This window comes from Patescibacteria group bacterium (genome assembly GCA_041664365.1).
Taxonomy (GTDB): domain Bacteria; phylum Patescibacteriota; class Patescibacteriia; order UM-FILTER-42-10; family UM-FILTER-42-10; genus JAHJEX01.
Genome location: JBAYKW010000001.1, coordinates 255,102 through 269,482, shown reverse-complemented (window position 1 = coordinate 269,482; position 14,381 = coordinate 255,102). Strand labels below are relative to the sequence as shown.

Genomic DNA, 14,381 nt, shown 5'->3' with positions numbered 1-14,381 from the left:
AGTTCATACAATATAACCATAATTATGAAAAAGCTATCTAAAAAGTATAGAGTATTTGTCGGAATGAGTGGAGGCGTTGACTCATCAGTTGCCGCCTATTTGCTTAAAAAGGCCGGTCATGATGTAGTTGGCGTATTTATGAAGAACTGGACCGAAACTATGGTTAGCGATGCAAATTTGATAAATACGAATGAAAATCTTTGCCCTTGGATAGCTGATCAAAGGGATATGAGAAAAGTCTGTGCCAAATTAAACATCCCTTTTTATACTTTTGATTTTGAAAAAGAATATAAGGATAAAGTAATTGAATATTTTTATGACAGCTACAGGAAAGGTATAACACCGAATCCTGATATCATGTGCAACAAAGAGATTAAATTTAAAATATTTTTAGAAAAATGTTTCCAGCTGGGTGCTGACTATATTGCAACTGGGCACTATGCTCAAATTCGGAATGTTCCGTCCGCTGAAACAGGAGAAAAATTTCAATTGCTTAAGAGCAAAGATAGTAATAAAGACCAATCATACTTTTTATGCACGCTAAATCAGTTTCAGCTTTCAAAAACACTTTTTCCAGTCGGAAGTTATTCTAAGACAAATATTCGGTCCATTGCAAAAAAGATTGGGCTATCGACTCATGATAAGAAAGACAGTCAGGGTATTTGTTTTATCGGTGAAGTTGATTTGAGAGAATTTCTAAAAATCCGCATAAAAGAAAATCCCGGTGAAATTAGAACAACAACCGGTGAAATTATCGGCAAACACATCGGATTGCCGTTTTACACCATTGGGCAAAGAAAAGGAATAAATATTGGGGGCGGTATTCCGTATTATGTTGTGGCAAAAGATTCAAACGCAAATGAACTGATTGTTGCAAAAGGTAGTCTTAATCCGAAATTATTTTGCAGGACACTAACAGCGGATAACATTCATTGGATCGATCGTGAGCCAAAATACCCTTACAAATGCACGGCAAAAATAAGATACCGGCAGACAGACCAAAAGGTTACAATTACAAAAGTAGGTAAAAATGTTTTGTTCGCTGAATTTAATGAAAAGCAGAGGGCAATAACCCCCGGCCAATCAATTGTATTTTACGATCGCAACGTTCTAATTGGAAGCGCTGTGATAACTTGATACTGACTATGACATATTGTACAATCATCATATGAAAGAACAGCAACTGCGTAATAAATTCTTAGAGTATTTCAAGGACAAAAACCATGCGATTATTAGTCCGGCTTCTTTGATTCCGGAAAATGACCCGTCTGTATTGTTCACAACTGCCGGTATGCATCCTTTAGTGCCCTATTTACTTGGTCAATCACACCCTGAAGGCAAGCGCCTGGTTAATTTTCAAAAATGCATTCGGACTGTAGACATTGATGAAGTTGGTGATGACTGGCATCTTACTTTTTTTGAGATGCTTGGCAACTGGTCATTAGGTGATTATTTCAAAGATGACGCGATAAAGTGGAGTTTTGAATTTCTGGTGAAAAATCTTAGTATTCCGGTGAATAAATTGGCTGTTACCGTGTTTAAAGGTGATGAAGATGCTCCCCTTGATAATGACAGTTATGAATTATGGAAAAAGTGCGGTATTGATGAAAAGAATATTTATATGTACGGAAAGGAAGAAAACTGGTGGGGTCCCGCCGGCACAACAGGACCATGCGGACCGGATACAGAAATATTTTATATAACTGACCGCAAGCCTTGTGGTGAAAATTGTCAGCCGAGCTGTAGCTGCGGGAAATATGCTGAGATTTGGAATAACGTATTCATGGAATACAATAAAAATACTAGTGGCGAATATGAACCAATGGCCCAGAAAAATGTTGACACCGGGATGGGTATGGAAAGGATGGTCGCAATCTATAGCGGAAAGGAAACTGTATTTGAAATTGATATGTTTGCCCGGGTACTTGAGGATATCCGAAAATTATCGAAAAAATCGAGTAATACATCAGAACGGATAATAGCTGACCATATTAGATCCGCCTGTTTCATTCTGCATGAGGGAATTGTGCCTTCCAATATTGATCAGGGTTATGTCTTGCGCAGACTGATCAGACGAGCGATCAGGCAGGCAAGAAAATTGGGAATAGAAAATTATTTTACAAGACAACTGGCTGAAACAATTATTGAATCACACAAAGATGCATATCCGGAGATTGTTGAAAATTCTAAATTTATTTTAGAGGAACTACAGAGAGAAGAGGAAAATTTTGCTAAAACGCTGCAAAACGGATTAAAAGTCTTTGAAAAGGAGCTGGGTATTTTTAGCATTTCGGATCAAAAGAAAAAAAAGTTCTCAGGAAAAACCGCTTTTTATCTATACCAAACATACGGTTTTCCGATTGAAATGATCGCAGAGGAATTGAAAGAGCATAATATTGAAATTGACCAAGATCAGTTCGATATGGAATACCGTAAACATCAGCAGCTTTCCAGGAAAGGTGCGGAAAAAAAATTTGCCGGTGGATTAATAGACCATTCAGAGGAAACTGTGAAGCTTCACACTGCAACTCACTTATTACATAAGGCACTTCGCCTCATTTTAGGTGATCATGTAGCACAAAAAGGCAGTAATATAACTCCAGAGCGCCTGAGATTTGATTTTTCCCATTCCCAGAAGCTTTTGCCGGAAGAAATTGTTCAGGTTGAAAATCTAGTAAATGAACAAATTAAGCGAGAATTGCCGGTAAAATTCACTGAAATAACTTTAGAAGAAGCAAAAAAGAAGAATGCAATCGGTCTGTTTGAGTCAAAATATGGGGAAAGAGTCAAAGTATATGAAGTGGGTGATTTTAGTATGGAAGTATGTGGTGGACCGCACGTAAACAATACAAAAGAGTTGGGTAACTTTAAAATAATTAGCGAGCAGGCTGTATCAGCTGGAATTAGAAGAATAAAAGCCAAGGTTGAATAGCTTAATTAATACTAATATTAGCCATTTTGTGAACTTCCTTGACAGTATTATAACTCATGTTATAATGAAATCTGCTTATGAATATAGATGAGTTACTGCAGAACAAGGCAAATTCAATACAGTTGTATTATTTCTTGTCCTATGTGCAGGGACAAAGAATTTTATTTTAGGTCTAAAATATAATATGCCTGATACAATTCAGAACGCAAATACTTCTGACGATAGGGTCAGAAAAAATTCTTCGGCAAATAAAAAAGGTTTTATTGAAGTATCCGGAGTTGTAGAAGAACTGCTGCCGAGCACAACATTCAAGGTAAAACTTGAGAATGGTCATGAAATTCTGGCTCATTTGTCCGGAAAAATGCGAATGCATCGGATAAGAATTTTACCGGGTGATGAAGTTACCGTTGAACTTACACCATACGACCTAACAAAAGGAAGAATAACTTACAGAAAATAGTTTAAATACATGAAAGTACGCGCTTCAGTAAAAAAAATGTGCATGAAATGCAAGGTAACTCGCCGAAAAGGTAGAGTGGTTGTTAAATGCGAAAATCCTAAACATAAACAACGACAAGGATAAAAATATGGCAAGAATAGCCGGGGTTACACTACCAAAGGAAAAAGTAATCGAAATATCACTAACATATATTTTTGGTATTGGCAGAGTGTTGTCAAGAAAAATATTAAAACAGGCAAACATAAAGCCGGGAATGCGCACTCATGAATTAACCGATGACCAGGCGAATGTACTCAGAGAAATTATTGAGAAAAATTACAGAGTTGAAGGTGATTTAAAAAGAGAAGTTTTAACAAATATTAAAAGACTGAAAGAAACCGGCAGCTATCGTGGTTCCAGGCACGCAAAGGGGCTTCCTGTACGCGGACAGAGAACAAAGACTAACACCAGGACTGTTCGTGGAAATGTAAGAAAAACAGTCGGAAGCGGTAGAAAAGTTGCGGATCAAAAAACATAATTAAAATACAATGGCAACTGCAAAACCTATAAAACGAAAGAAAAAGAACAGAGTACTAACCACCGGAAAAGTACATATTCAGGCTACTTATAATAATACAATTATCACATTAACTGATCCTGCGGGTGCTGTAGTTGCTTGGGCTTCATCCGGACTTTCCGGTTTCAAGGGTCCAAAAAAAGCGACTCCGTATGCTGCGGGTGTAATCGTCCGTAGTTTACTGGAAAAAGTAGCAGATTGCGGATTGAGAGAAGTTGATGTCTATGTAAAAGGAGTGGGTAACGGGCGGGAAGCAGCTATCCGTGCATTTAGTGCGCAGGGTATCACAATATTGTCGATCAAAGATGTTACACCAATTCCTCACAACGGTCCAAGATCACGTAAACCAAGGAGAGTATAAAAAATGGCAAGAAATCTTGATCCAAAATGCAAAAGATGTAGAAGAGAAGGTGAAAAACTGTTTCTTAAGGGAGAAAAGTGTTTTTCGCCAAAATGCCCTATGCTGAAAAGAAATTATCCACCGGGAATGCACGGCCCGAAGCAACAGCAATCACGTAAGAGTCAGTATGGAATTCAATTGAGAGAAAAGCAGAAGGTTAAAACCATCTATGCAATTCTTGAAAAGCAATTCAGGAATTACGTCCAGAAAGCAATGAGGAATCCGGGGGATAGTGGAGAAAACCTTATGACATTGCTTGAATCAAGACTGGATAATGTAGTTTACAGACTTGGTTTTGCACAATCCAGAGGTGTCGCCAGACAACTGGTATCTCATAATCATATCTTGGTTAATGATAAAAAGGTAAATATTCCTTCATATAACATAAGCGTCGGTGATACAATATCAATTAAAAGTTCCAGTAAAAAGATATTTGAAAATCTTGATAAAAAAACACAAAAAAATGATACGCCATCTTGGCTGGAATGTGATTTAAAGGAGCTAAAGGCAAAAGTTATGGGGAAACCTGTTTATGACCAGGTGAAACAAACTTTAAATATTCCTTTAATTATAGAATTTTATTCTAGGTAAATAATTGATAACTAAATTTCTAGAAACATGACAGAAATCCAACTACCACAACAAATAAAGTATACTGAGAAAGATGATAAATCAGGGATTATCGTGGTAGAGCCACTATACCCTGGTTATGGTCTGACTGTCGGAAATGCCCTGCGGAGAGTGCTTATTTCGTCACTTTCCGGGTCAGCGGTCACCGGTATCAAAATAAAAGGTGTCGATCATGAGTTTTCCACTATCAAACATGTGAAGGAAGACGTGGTTGATATCATATTAAATATCAAACAGCTACGCCTCAAACTTGTTTCTGGTGATACCGGAGTTGTTCATCTGAAAGTAAAGGGTGAAAAAGTAGTTACAGCTGCAGATATAAAAGAATCAGCAGAGGTAAAGGTTGCAAATAAGGATTTAGTGATCGCAACACTTACCGATAAGACAGCAGAGCTTGATATGGAATTGACTGTAGAAAACGGGCTCGGCTATTCTCCGGTGGAAGCACGAGGCAAAGAAAAGTATGAGATAGGTGTAATTGCAATTGACGCAATATTTACACCGGTTTTAAAAGCAAGATTTGATATAGAAAATGTCCGTGTTGGTAAAATGACTAATTACGATAAACTAACACTGGAAATTGAGACAGATGGAACGTTGACTCCCTTAGAGGTATTCAAAAGTGCATCCAGCATCCTTGTTGATCACTTTGAATTTTTGAAATCATACGATAAGAAAAAGGAGTCGAAAAAAGAGGAAAATGAATCGGAGAGTTCGGAGGAAAAGCCGGTTGAGGAAAAAGAAGAAGTAAAGAAATAGATGAATTTATGAGACATAAAAAAGCAAAAGGAATTTTAGATCGTAAAAAGTCACCACGCAAAGCTTTAATGAATAGCATGGCTCAGAGTTTGATTTTGCATGAAAAGCTGACAATTACAGCAACCAAGGCAAAACTGCTTAGATCTTACGTAGAAAAAATGATTACATTAGCTAAAACAGAAAATGTTGTTAATAGGAGAACTATAATGAAGTCATTGGATACGGAAAAGGCAGTGAAAAAGCTTTTTCTGCTAGGTGCAAGATTTAAGGAGAGACCGGGCGGATATACCAGAATATCGAAAATTGGCAACAGAAAGGGAGATAATGCTCCTACAGTAAGAATTGAATTAGTATTACAAAATGAAAAAGAAAAATAATACAGTGGTACCAAAGCCACACATATACAGAATAGACGCTGAAGGAAAATCGATCGGCAGAGTTGCTTCTGATATTGCTTTTTCCGTTCAAGGAAAGAGACTTGTTTCGTTTTCGCCGGAAAAACTGGCGCACGTTGTCGTAGTTGTTTCTAATGCAGGTAAAGTTTCAACAACCGGCAATAAAATGAACGATAAGCTCTACCACAAATACAGCGGATATCCGGGCGGTATTACCACAAAAAATATGGATGAATTGTTTAAAAAAGATCCGGAACAGCTTATAATAAAAGTTGTAAGAAATATGCTACCGAAGAACAAGCTACGTCCAAGAATGCTAAAAAATATACAGTTTAAAAAATAGCAAATATGACACCTACCAAGAAGCCAACTGAAAAAAGTCCCGTGACAAAAAAAAGAGGCCGACCGAAGAAAAAGGCTGCAGTGAGTAAAGAAGTTGTAGTGGAAAAAAAGAAAGTGATTAAACGTGACTATCTTTTTGCGGTTGGTAGAAGAAAAGCATCTATTGCCAGAGTAAGACTGTATCAGAAAAAAGATGGCGAAATGGAAGTTAATGATAAAAAGATGGAGGTATATTTTCCGACTGCAAATTTACAGAAAATTGTCAGAATGCCACTTGAATTAGTTAGTCTGAATCCAGGACAAATCACTATCAGAGTGCTGGGTGGTGGCAAGCATGGTCAAGCTGAAAGTGTTAGATTGGGTATTGCCAGATTACTGGAAAAGTATAACCCAGAACTGAGATCACAGTTAAAGAAAGCGGGCTTCCTGAAACGTGATCCAAGAGTGAAAGAAAGAAAGAAATACGGTTTAAAGAAAGCAAGAAGAGCCCCACAATGGGCAAAAAGATAATCTATTTTCAATGGAGATATCTTCAAATGGCAGAATAGCCAGAAATACGACATTATTGACAGGAGCCTTTATTTTTCAAAAGGTTCTGTCTTTTTTTTATTTTGCGTATATTTCACGCCAGCTTGGCAGTGACAGTATCGGTAAATACGTTTGGGCGCTGTCTTTTGCTGGTATCTTCGCGCTTTTTATCGAGTTTGGTCTTGGCCCTGTTTTAACAAGAGAGATATCAAGGGATTATGAAAAGGCAAAGGATTATTTATCGTCAGTCTTAGGGATTAAAATATTATTTTCAGGTATTGTTGCATTGGCTATCATTTTATCAGCAATTGCCATGGGCAGAGACGCTCTCACGATGCAGGTCATCTACGTGGCTGTCGCGATCGTTATTCTGGATTCCTTTACATTCTCGTTCTATGCGATATTCCGCGCATATCAGAAGCTGCATTTCGAGGCTATTGGACTCACAATATATCAGATAATCATTGTTGGTGCCGGTATCGCCGGAGTCGTTTTTGGTTTATCGATAAGGGGGGTTGTTGGTGCAGTTTTACTGGGTAGCATTTTTAATTTTACTTATTCACTATGCTTAATTATTTATAAAGCAAAGCTTCATTTGAGGATTAAATGGGATAAAAAAATAGTCGGTACGCTTTTGAAAATTGCTATTCCGTTTGCAATCGCCGGAATATTTTTTAAAGTTAATAATGAAATTGATAAAGTTTTGCTCGGCGTTATGGCAGGTGATAAGTATGTCGGCTGGTATTCAATTGCATCTAAATTCAATATGTCGCTGACATTTATTCCTGGTGCGGTCGCAACAAGTTTTTATCCTGCCATGAGCAGATATTTTGTGACATCTAAAAATGATCTGGCGCATACATTTGAAAAAGCGATGATTTATCTGATGGGAGTAAGTCTGCCGATTGCTACCGGATCTTTCGTGCTTGCTGAAAGAATAATATTAAAACTTTACGGTCCGGCATTCTCGGCATCAATTATTGCGTTTCAGATTATTATTTCCGGACTGGTGTTTGTTTTCTTGAATTACCCCATAGGTAATTTTCTCAACGCCTGCAATAAGCAAAAAATAAACTCTATAAATATGGGGATTGCGACGGCAATTAATATTATCCTCAATGTAATACTGATTCCGAAGCATACCTATATTGGCGCAAGCATTGCAGCTGTAGTAAGCGCAGTCGTATTAATACTGCTCGGAATGCCATGGGTAGGTAAGATTGCTCCATATAACAAGAAACTGCTTTTTACCAAGTTTATAAAACTGTTATTTTCGAGTGTTGCGATGGGAATACTGCTGTATTTGTTAAAAGATGATTTATCAATTTTATTGTTAATGCCCATTGGAATACTTATTTACGTTATATTAATATTTGCGATTAAAGCAGTTTCGGTAAAAGATCTAAAGGCCGTTTTATTGTCAGTATTCAAAAAGAAAAATGCTGAAAACACTACTAATAACAACTGATTTTCCCCCAAAAATAGGAGGGGTATCTGAGTATCTTTCACAGATATGCTCCCGATTACCAAGAGAAGAAATTACTGTTCTGACGACTATTGAAAGTGGTTCAGATGTTTTTGATGCAAAACAGAATTATAATATTATAAGAAGCAGATTTTTTACTACATGGCGAATAATCTGGCCAAAATGGCTACTTCTTTTAAAGACGGTATCAAGCATAATGAGAAATAATGATTATCAGCAAATCCTTGTCGGGCAAATTCTGCCGGTAGGAACAGTGGCTTTACTGATCAATTTTCTGTTTAAAATTCCGTATATTGTATCAACCCACGCCATGGATATTACAATACTTGAATCGTCAACAAGAAAAACATGGCTGGCAAAAAAGATATTGAACAGGAGTACCAAAATAGTTACAGTCAGTCACTATACAAAAAGTAAAATATTAGATTTAGGGATACAAGATAATAGAATTATTATTATTTCTCCCGGAACAGATATCCTTGAAAATAATTCGAATGATTCACGCAGAGAAATATCTGATCGGTACAACCTGAGCGGAAAACGAATATTGCTAACCGTCGGGCGTATCATTGAGCGGAAAGGTCATATGGATGTGCTTAAAGCATTGCCAGAAATTGTAAAACACATCCCGAACATTAACTATGTCATCTCGTCTGATGGGCCTTATCGTGCTGAGCTGGAAAGATTCATTAATCAGAATGAATTACAACAGTATGTAACATTTACCGGTGTCGTCGAACGGAATGATTTGCCAAGTTTGTACCGGTTGGCTGATATATTTGTGATGCCGACAAGAATACTTGCCAATAACGATGTTGAGGGGTTTGGTATTGTATATCTTGAGGCGAATGCGTTCGGCAAGCCGGTTGTAGCATATAATTCCGGAGGAGTCAGTGATGCAGTCTTACATAAAAAAACAGGAGTATTGGTTGAACCGAAAAAACCAGCTGAGATTGCAAAGTGTGTTATAAATTTACTTACCGATTCTTTGTATGCAAATATGCTTGGTGAGCAGGGGATGGCACGTGTAAAAGCTGAGTTCAATTGGGAAATAAAAGCTCAAAGATTTAGAGATATTTTGTAATCAGCAATGAATACTGCGCAATATTTTTCGCAGTTTTTAATTTGCTCTATGCAAATAAAGAAATACGATTTATGATGTAAGCAGTAAATATCAATATATGATCAGTATTATCATTCCAACATATCAGCATGGACAAGCACTAAAACAGTGCCTGGACTCTTTATTTGCTCAGACATATCAAGATTTTGAGATAATTGTCGTAAATGACGGCTCGACAGACAATACCAAAATTGTTTTGGAGCATTATAAAGATAGAATTAAAGTAATTAATCAGGCTAATTCCGGATCGAATGCAGCAAGAAATAATGGTTCTAAGTCAGCAATAGGAGATTATCTGCTATTTTGTGATGCTGATATCATTGCCGATAAAAACATGCTTGAAGAGATGAAGCATGCCTTGGATCATGACCAGAACGCATCTTATGCCTATTCAGATTTTATGTGGGGTGCAAAAATATTTAAACTGTATCCCTTTAATAAGGGAGAGTTATATATAAAGAATTATATTCATACAAACTCATTAATCAGAAAAAACTGCTTTCCGGGATTTGATGTAAATATTGCACGGTTACAGGACTGGGATCTCTGGTTAACCATGCTTGAATCAGGGTATGTCGGCACTTATATTCCAAAGGTATTATTTTCTGTAAAACCAAGAAAATCCGGCATCTCCGGTTGGTTGCCTTCATTTGTTTATAAAGTACCCTGGCGGAAATTCGGTATTAAAATAAAAAGATTAGACAGCTATGAAAAGGCAGAAAAGATAATTAAAGCAAAACACTCAATCACCTAGAAAATCATTGATAATTTTTTTCATTTCTGCAGAATTCTGCGCTTTCATAAGTTTTATACGCAGTTTTTTTGATTCGTCAAAATTGGCAATGTATGAAGAATAGAACTTTTTTAAATTATCGAACCTCTTTATTCCCGAAAAATATTTTTCATAAAGCAAGGCATGTTTTAAAAGCAGATCAATCCTTTCCTCGCGTGTGATTTCCGTATCCTTACGCCCGGAAAAAAACCATGGATTATTCATTACCGCCCTGCCGATCATTATGCCGTCTGCACGATAGGTTTCTGCCTTTGATAAAGCATCCTCAACGCTTTCAACGTCACCATTCCCGATAAGCACAGTCTTACTTTTTCTTTGTTTGATATTTATGCTAATCTCTTTGACTATATCCCAATGCGCAGGAACCCGGGATTTTTCTTTTTGTGTTCTTGCATGGATTGTCAGCGCAGCAGGATTCATTTCCAATAGCTCGGGTATCCAAATCTTTGAGCTGTCCCTGCCGTATCCGATTCTAGTTTTAACAGATACAGGCATCTTTCCAGCCCCTTTTTTTGTTGCCTCAATTATTTTCTGCGCCAAAGCGGGATTTTTAATCAGCGCGGCTCCGGCACCCTGTTTCTCTATTGTTTTGAATGGACAACCCATATTAATATCAATTCCGTCAAAACCAAGTTTATCGATGATAACTGCAGTTTTAGTGAAATTTTCCGGAGTACTGCCAAACACTTGCGCAACAATCGGTTTTTCATTTTTGATGAATTTCAGATCATGCAATAAACGATTCTTTCCGGCAGAGCATAATCCGTCAACGGAAACAAATTCTGTGAATAATACGTCAGGCTTACCGCACAATTTTACAATCTGCCTGTAGGCAATATCCGTAATATCGTCCATTGGCGCCATAACTAAGAATGGTCTTTTTAGACCTTGCCAGAAATTGGTTGAAATGTTTTTATTTTGCATTAGTAGATTATACCAAAGATTGTCTATATATGTAATAAAAAAGGGAGATGAACCTAAGTACCCGTGGTGGAATTTGACTACTTTTAAGTTGTAACAACTTTCTGGTGAAAATTCCAACCCGCAGCATCAAGTTGCATCCCCCGAATCGGATGTATAACCATCCCTCCAGTAAGCAGCACGCTAGCATGTATATATCGGATTGTCAATATCCCATAATCATTACTATCAACAGAAATTGGAAATAAGTGTATAATGTCAGTATAATTTCGCTAAATACAAATAAATGGGAAAATTTCAAAAATTCGTTCTATTGGCAATCGGCATACTTTTCATAGTTGCCATAATTCTTTTAGGTGGTGTAAATTTAATTACTGATTGGTTCTGGTTTAATGAAGTGGGTTATCAGCAACTATTTACAACCCCGCTGATTTTGAAACTAATTTTAGGATTCGGTACGGCAATCCTGGTATTTTTGGTTCTTTCTTTGATTTTTACTTTGGCACGGAAGTTTTCGCCGTCATCCAGGTCATTTAATGTAAAAATTAACACACCACAGGGCCCGAAAGTAAAACTTATTGAGGCGGGTCCGATAATAAAGAAAATAACTATCCCGCTTACTATTTTTATATCAATAATTATTGGGATTACTATTGCAAACAGCTGGGAAACAATTCTTTTATACTGGAACAGAACTCCTTTCAACTCGGTTGACCCGCTGTTTGAGAAAGATATCTCTTATTATATTTTTACGGTTCCGTTTATCCGGATCATTATCCAGTTGTTTGAGTCAATAATATTCATCGGTATTGCAGGTTCTTTGCTGATTTACTTTATGTTGGGAGTAATCCAAATCAGAGGCGGTTTGAAAAACTTTTTCAGAACCGGCGTTATCCATTCGGCAAAAAGATTTATTTCAGTATTGTTTTCACTGTTATTCGTGTTGATTTCTTTAAAAACTTATTTAATTGATATACCGTCATTGGTATATAGTAAAACCGGTAATTTCGTCGGTGCAAGCTATACTGATGTACATGTAGCTATTCCTGTATTGCAAATTTCTGCGGTGATTGCATTACTGGTCGGTTTAATATTGTTCATTCATGCTTTTAAAAGTGTGACCAGAATGATGATTACCAGTATCGGCATATATCTGTTAACCGGAATTGTCGGCGGTTGGGTTGTGCCGGAGATCGTCCAGCAATTTATTGTTTTGCCGAATGAATTTGCAAAAGAAACTCCTTATATTGAAAACAATATAAGTGCAACACAAAAAGCGTATGGCATTGATAATATTGAAAAAAGGGATTTGACCGGTGAAACATTATTAACCAGCAAAGATATTGAAGATAATAAATTAACAATCCAGAATATCCGTTTATGGGACCGCGACCCTCTACTCGATACATTTAGCCAGTTGCAGGAAATAAGGACATACTATGACTTTTTGTCCGTTGATAATGACCGCTATACAATTGGTGGAAACTTAAGACAAGTATTACTTTCTGCCAGGGAACTTAATACAGCCAACCTCCCGCAATTGAATTTTATTAATGAGCATCTGACATTTACTCATGGGTACGGTCTAACACTCAGTCCGGTAAATGAGGTAACCAAGGAAGGCTTGCCGGTTTTATATGTAAAAGACCTCCCGCCGCAATCATCATTAGCAGAAACAGAAATAGCTAATCCGGAAATATACTTCGGTGAAATGCCGAATGACTATGTAATCGTAAATACTGATGCCAAGGAGTTTAATTATCCATCAGGTGAAGATAACATCTACTCAACATACTCAGGGGATGGAGGCATCAAAATATCATCTATTTTTGACAAACTTCTTTTCGCCCTAAGATTTAAATCTTCAAAGCTTTTTCTGTCTAATGATATTACATCCGAATCACGATTAATGATGTATCGGGATATTGATGAACGTGTCAGAAAATTATTGCCGTTTTTGAAATTTGATTTGGATCCGTATCTTGTTATAACTGAAAACGGTGGGTTAGAATGGATTTATGACGCATACACAACAAGTGATTTATATCCATACGCGGAAAAAGTTTCTGATTCCCGGTTAAAAGATGTCGCATTGGAAACATCATTTATTTCGTCCAATTTAAATTACATCAGAAATTCAGTTAAAATTACTATCAATGCCTATACAGGGAAAACCAATATGTATGTCTCAGATACAAATGACCCGATTATCAGGTCATATCAAAAAATATTTGATGGGGCATTTAAATCAATGGATGACATGCCAGATGATTTACGTGCTCATGTGCGTTATCCGGAAGATTTATTCGCGTTTCAAACCAATGTATATTCAATATATCACATGGAAGAACCTCAGAATTTTTACAATAAAGAAGACGCATGGCAGATTCCAGTTCAGCCGGAACATGATCAAACAGATCCGATGATGAGACATATGATAATGAAACTTCCGGGTGAAGAAAAAGAAGAGTACATATTAATGTTGCCTTTTACGCCAAAAGACAAAGATAATCTTGCAGCATGGATGGTCGCTCGAAATGATAATGAAAATTACGGAAAAATTGTTGTTTATCGGTTCCCGAAACAGAAATTGGTTTATGGACCAAACCAGATAATCAACCGGATAAACCAGGATCCTGAAATTTCCAGGCAAATTTCATTGTGGGATCAGCGGGGATCGGAAGTAATTTCAGGAAATCTACTGGTTATTCCCATTGAAGAGTCATTAATCTATGTCCAGCCTATTTATTTGAGAGCAGAAGGCGGAAAAATTCCGGAATTAAAACGGGTAATAGTCGCCCATGAAAATAAAATTGCAATGGAGGAAACACTTGATCTGGCACTGAGCAGAATATTTAACGATAGTAATGAAATAATTCCCGAAGTTAGTGAACCAGTTGAGGATACTGTTGTAATAACAGATATTAGTCTTATCGAACAGGCATCTCAATTATATAATGCTGCTATTGAAGCTCAAAAGGTTGGCGACTGGTCAATATACGGCACAAAAATTAAAGAGCTTGGAGAAGTAATTAATCAACTATCGCAAGAATAAA

16 protein-coding genes are annotated in these 14,381 nt (G+C 37.0%); 15 read left to right on the top strand and 1 reads right to left on the bottom strand.

All coding sequences use genetic code 11. The features are described 5' to 3' along the window. The first annotated feature begins 24 nt into the window (after positions 1 to 24). The 14 genes from mnmA to WCW66_01400 all read left to right on the top strand — a co-directional run bounded on the left by mnmA (position 25) and on the right by WCW66_01400 (position 10,365). A complete protein-coding gene (gene mnmA, locus WCW66_01465) occupies positions 25 to 1,137 on the top strand; it encodes a tRNA 2-thiouridine(34) synthase MnmA (protein ID MFA6391409.1) in 1,113 nt (370 codons plus the stop codon). 31 nt (positions 1,138 to 1,168) lie between these two features. After that, positions 1,169 to 2,932 carry an alanine--tRNA ligase gene (locus WCW66_01460; protein ID MFA6391408.1) on the top strand — a complete coding sequence of 588 codons (1,764 nt, stop codon included), beginning with the start codon at positions 1,169 to 1,171 and terminating at the stop codon, positions 2,930 to 2,932. Positions 2,933 to 3,128: 196 nt separating this feature from the next. Continuing rightward, complete coding sequence (gene infA / locus WCW66_01455) at positions 3,129 to 3,392, top strand: translation initiation factor IF-1 (protein ID MFA6391407.1); 264 nt, start codon at positions 3,129 to 3,131, stop codon at positions 3,390 to 3,392. A 9-nt stretch (positions 3,393 to 3,401) separates the two neighbouring features. Then, positions 3,402 to 3,515: a 50S ribosomal protein L36 gene (rpmJ, locus tag WCW66_01450; GenBank protein ID MFA6391406.1), complete on the top strand. Its 114-nt coding sequence runs from the start codon at positions 3,402 to 3,404 to the stop codon at positions 3,513 to 3,515. A 4-nt stretch (positions 3,516 to 3,519) separates the two neighbouring features. Then, positions 3,520 to 3,909: a 30S ribosomal protein S13 gene (rpsM, locus tag WCW66_01445; GenBank protein ID MFA6391405.1), complete on the top strand. Its 390-nt coding sequence runs from the start codon at positions 3,520 to 3,522 to the stop codon at positions 3,907 to 3,909. A gap of 10 nt (positions 3,910 to 3,919) precedes the next feature. After that, positions 3,920 to 4,309 carry a 30S ribosomal protein S11 gene (gene rpsK / locus WCW66_01440; protein ID MFA6391404.1) on the top strand — a complete coding sequence of 130 codons (390 nt, stop codon included), beginning with the start codon at positions 3,920 to 3,922 and terminating at the stop codon, positions 4,307 to 4,309. A gap of 3 nt (positions 4,310 to 4,312) precedes the next feature. Further along, on the top strand, positions 4,313 to 4,939 hold the full coding sequence (gene rpsD / locus WCW66_01435; protein ID MFA6391403.1) for a 30S ribosomal protein S4: 627 nt from the start codon (positions 4,313 to 4,315) through the stop codon (positions 4,937 to 4,939). A gap of 27 nt (positions 4,940 to 4,966) precedes the next feature. After that, complete coding sequence (locus WCW66_01430) at positions 4,967 to 5,737, top strand: DNA-directed RNA polymerase subunit alpha (protein MFA6391402.1); 771 nt, start codon at positions 4,967 to 4,969, stop codon at positions 5,735 to 5,737. Positions 5,738 to 5,745: 8 nt separating this feature from the next. After that, positions 5,746 to 6,114, top strand: a complete 369-nt coding sequence (rplQ, locus tag WCW66_01425) for a 50S ribosomal protein L17 (GenBank protein ID MFA6391401.1) — start codon at positions 5,746 to 5,748, stop codon at positions 6,112 to 6,114. Then, positions 6,098 to 6,475 carry a 50S ribosomal protein L13 gene (rplM, locus tag WCW66_01420; protein MFA6391400.1) on the top strand — a complete coding sequence of 126 codons (378 nt, stop codon included), beginning with the start codon at positions 6,098 to 6,100 and terminating at the stop codon, positions 6,473 to 6,475. The genes rplQ and rplM overlap by 17 nt, the downstream gene beginning before the upstream one ends. A 116-nt stretch (positions 6,476 to 6,591) precedes the next feature. Further along, entirely contained in the window at positions 6,592 to 6,984 is a 393-nt protein-coding gene (gene rpsI, locus WCW66_01415) for a 30S ribosomal protein S9 (protein MFA6391399.1), read from the top strand. Between the two features lie 10 nt (positions 6,985 to 6,994). Beyond that, positions 6,995 to 8,470: a flippase gene (locus WCW66_01410; protein MFA6391398.1), complete on the top strand. Its 1,476-nt coding sequence runs from the start codon at positions 6,995 to 6,997 to the stop codon at positions 8,468 to 8,470. Next, entirely contained in the window at positions 8,442 to 9,572 is a 1,131-nt protein-coding gene (locus WCW66_01405; GenBank protein MFA6391397.1) for a glycosyltransferase family 4 protein, read from the top strand. Before WCW66_01410 ends, WCW66_01405 begins: the two co-directional genes overlap by 29 nt. A gap of 97 nt (positions 9,573 to 9,669) precedes the next feature. After that, the gene (locus tag WCW66_01400; GenBank protein MFA6391396.1) at positions 9,670 to 10,365 is read left to right on the top strand and encodes a glycosyltransferase family A protein; all 696 of its coding nucleotides are present in this window, start codon (positions 9,670 to 9,672) and stop codon (positions 10,363 to 10,365) included. On the opposite strand, the gene WCW66_01395 is transcribed toward WCW66_01400, so the two are convergent. Beyond that, positions 10,354 to 11,328, bottom strand: a complete 975-nt coding sequence (locus WCW66_01395; GenBank protein ID MFA6391395.1) for a tRNA-dihydrouridine synthase — start codon at positions 11,326 to 11,328, stop codon at positions 10,354 to 10,356. The genes WCW66_01400 and WCW66_01395 overlap by 12 nt on opposite strands. A 283-nt stretch (positions 11,329 to 11,611) precedes the next feature. Here WCW66_01395 and WCW66_01390 point away from each other — a divergent pair, with 283 nt between their 5' ends. Further along, positions 11,612 to 14,380, top strand: a complete 2,769-nt coding sequence (locus tag WCW66_01390) for a UPF0182 family protein (protein ID MFA6391394.1) — start codon at positions 11,612 to 11,614, stop codon at positions 14,378 to 14,380. Position 14,381 lies beyond the last annotated feature (1 nt).

Excerpts from the sequence above, each read along its gene's own strand:
- mnmA (MFA6391409.1), top strand. The coding sequence starts at position 25 with ATGAAAAAGCTATCTAAAAAGTATAGAGTATTTGTCGGAATGAGTGGA.
- WCW66_01460 (MFA6391408.1), top strand. The coding sequence starts at position 1,169 with ATGAAAGAACAGCAACTGCGTAATAAATTCTTAGAGTATTTCAAGGAC.
- rpmJ (MFA6391406.1), top strand. The coding sequence starts at position 3,402 with ATGAAAGTACGCGCTTCAGTAAAAAAAATGTGCATGAAATGCAAGGTA.
- rpsM (MFA6391405.1), top strand. The coding sequence starts at position 3,520 with ATGGCAAGAATAGCCGGGGTTACACTACCAAAGGAAAAAGTAATCGAA.
- rpsK (MFA6391404.1), top strand. The coding sequence starts at position 3,920 with ATGGCAACTGCAAAACCTATAAAACGAAAGAAAAAGAACAGAGTACTA.
- rpsD (MFA6391403.1), top strand. The coding sequence starts at position 4,313 with ATGGCAAGAAATCTTGATCCAAAATGCAAAAGATGTAGAAGAGAAGGT.
- WCW66_01430 (MFA6391402.1), top strand. The coding sequence starts at position 4,967 with ATGACAGAAATCCAACTACCACAACAAATAAAGTATACTGAGAAAGAT.
- rplQ (MFA6391401.1), top strand. The coding sequence starts at position 5,746 with ATGAGACATAAAAAAGCAAAAGGAATTTTAGATCGTAAAAAGTCACCA.
- rplM (MFA6391400.1), top strand. The coding sequence starts at position 6,098 with ATGAAAAAGAAAAATAATACAGTGGTACCAAAGCCACACATATACAGA.
- WCW66_01410 (MFA6391398.1), top strand. The coding sequence starts at position 6,995 with ATGGAGATATCTTCAAATGGCAGAATAGCCAGAAATACGACATTATTG.
- WCW66_01405 (MFA6391397.1), top strand. The coding sequence starts at position 8,442 with ATGCTGAAAACACTACTAATAACAACTGATTTTCCCCCAAAAATAGGA.
- WCW66_01400 (MFA6391396.1), top strand. The coding sequence starts at position 9,670 with ATGATCAGTATTATCATTCCAACATATCAGCATGGACAAGCACTAAAA.
- WCW66_01395 (MFA6391395.1), bottom strand. The coding sequence starts at position 11,328 with ATGCAAAATAAAAACATTTCAACCAATTTCTGGCAAGGTCTAAAAAGA.
- WCW66_01390 (MFA6391394.1), top strand. The coding sequence starts at position 11,612 with ATGGGAAAATTTCAAAAATTCGTTCTATTGGCAATCGGCATACTTTTC.